The following is a 2,377-nucleotide window of genomic DNA, read 5'->3' as shown; positions in this document are numbered from 1 at the left end:
TCGCAGGTGATCCAGCCGGTGTTGTGGGCGGTGATGGTGGGGTTGGCGGCGGTGTGGCGGTGGGCGGGGGTGGAGCCGCGGGCCGTGGTGGGCCACTCGCAGGGCGAGATCACGGCCGCCTGCGCCGCCGGGACGCTGTCCCTGGAGGACGCGGCCCGGATCATGGTCCTGCGCAGCCGGATCATCACCCGGATGGACGGCACGGGCGGCATGGCCGCGATCAACCTGCCCGCCGCCGAGGCCGCCGAGCTGATCGGGTCGCGGTGGCCGGACCGCCTGTGGGTGGCCGTGCACGCGGGTCCGGAGAGCTGCGTGGCCGCCGGAGACCTCGACGCCCTGGCCGAGCTCGCCGGGCACGAAGGCATCAGAGCGCGCCGGGTCGCCATCGACTACGCCAGCCACACCCCGCACATGCGCCCTCTCGTCCCCGAACTGGAGAAGGCGCTGGCCGACGTACGGCCGGCCGAGGGCGAGGTGCGCTTCTGCTCCTCGGTCGAGGCGGCGTTCGTCGAGGGCACGAGCCTGTCGGCGCCGTACTGGATCGACAACCTGTGCCGCCCGGTGCTGTTCGACGAGACGATCAGGACCGCGGCCGAGCCGGGCCCGCCGGTGTTCATCGAGGTCAGTCCGCACCCGGTGCTGCTCGGGGACGTGACCGACATCTGCGACGCCGCCGGGGTCGAGGCCGGGGTGTGCGGGTCGCTGCGCCGCGACGAGGGCGGCCCGCGCCGCATGCTCCTCTCCCTGGCCCGGGCGTGGACGCTGGGTGCGGACGTGGCGTGGGCGAAGGTCCTGGGTCCCGGCCCGCGCCCGGCCGGGGTGCCGCCGACCTACGCCTTCCAGCGGAACCGCTACTGGCTCGACCCGGTGGCGGCGGCCCCGGCCTCCTCCCCGCACCCGCTGCTCGACCGGGTCGTCCCGCTCGCCGCCGCCGACGGCTTCCTGCTGACCGGACGGCTGTCCCCGGCCACGACCCCGTGGCTGGCCGACCACGCCGTGGACGGCGCGGCGCTGCTGCCCGGTACGGCCTTCGCCGACCTGGCGCTGGAGGCCGCCGCCCACGCCGGCTGCGACCTGGTGGAGGACCTGACGCTGGACGCGCCGCTGTTCCTGCCCGAGTCCGGATCCGTGCAGGTGCAGGTGGCCGTGGGCGGGCCGGACGGACAGGGCCGCCGAACGGTCGCCGTCCACGCCCGGCGGTCCGACGACGACCCCTGGACGGCGCACGCGGGCGGCCTGCTCGGCACGGTCCCGGCGACCGCCCCCGAGAGGCTCGCGTCCTGGCCGCCGGAGGGGACCGAGGTCGACCTGGCCGGCGTGTACGACCGGCTCGCCGGACGCGGCTACGACTACGGCCCCGCCTTCCAGGGCCTGCGCGCCGCCTGGCACGCGGACGGCCACGCCTACGCCGAGGTCGCGCTGCCCGACCAGGTGCACGGGGACGCCGGCCGCTTCATCCTCCACCCCGCCCTCCTGGACGCCGCCCTGCACCTGGTCGTCCACGAGTCGGGCCACGACGGGGACACCCTGCTGCTGCCGTTCTCCTGGAGCGGCATCCGCGTGACCGCCCGCGGCGCGGACACCCTCCGCGTACGGATCACGGAGAGAGGCGGCGGCCGGATCGCGCTGGCGCTCTTCGACGGCGCGGGCGAGTGGATCGCCGGCGTCGAGACCCTGGCACTCCGCGAGACCCCGAGGAACGTCGCCCGCCCTTCCGCCGGGACCGCGCCCTACGCGCTCGAATGGGCCGAGACCGCCGCGGCCGGCGGCTCGGAGGACCGGCAGTGGGCGGTGGTCGGGTTCGACACGCTCGCCGACGAGACCGAGGCCGACCTGGCGGCGGCCGGGACGCCCGCGCCGCGCTACTACGACCTGTTCTCGCTCGCCGACATGAGCGCGGGCGAGGTGCCCGGCCTGGTGCTGGCGCCCTGCCGGGGGGACGCCGACGACCTGCCGTACTCGGCCCACGACGGGCTGCGCCAGGTGCTCGACCTCGTACAGGGCTGGCTCGGCGACGAGCAGTTCGCGAGCTCGCGGCTCGTCTTCGTCACCCGGCCCGGCGACGTGGCGGGCGCGGCCGTCTGGGGGCTGGTGCGGTCGGCGCAGACCGAGCAGCCGGGCCGGTTCGCGCTGGCCGAGGTGCCGGCGGGCTTCCGCGACTGGGGCCGGGTGGCCGCGGCGGTCGCGGCGGGCGAGACCCAGCTCGCGGTCACGGACGGCGCCCTGCTGGTGCCCCGTCTGGCCCGTCGTACGTCCCCGGCCGCACCGGTCCCGGTGATCGAGGGGACGGTGCTGGTGACGGGTGGTACCGGTGGTCTGGGCGCGCTGGTGGCCCGGCATCTGGTGGCCCGGCACGGTGTGCGTGATCTGCTGCTGG

1 protein-coding gene is annotated in these 2,377 nt (G+C 76.4%); it reads left to right on the top strand.

From position 1 onward, the window contains the following. Window positions 1-33: 33 nt before the first annotated feature. The coding region (locus FHS22_RS37075; RefSeq protein WP_260408679.1) for an acyltransferase domain-containing protein at window positions 34-2,377 on the top strand (2,344 nt) is incomplete at its 3' end.

It is taken from the genome of Thiemannella venezuelensis, from assembly GCF_014203605.1.
Taxonomy (GTDB): domain Bacteria; phylum Actinomycetota; class Actinomycetes; order Streptosporangiales; family Streptosporangiaceae; genus Planomonospora_A; species Planomonospora_A venezuelensis.
This window is presented reverse-complemented; position numbering and strand designations above follow the sequence as displayed.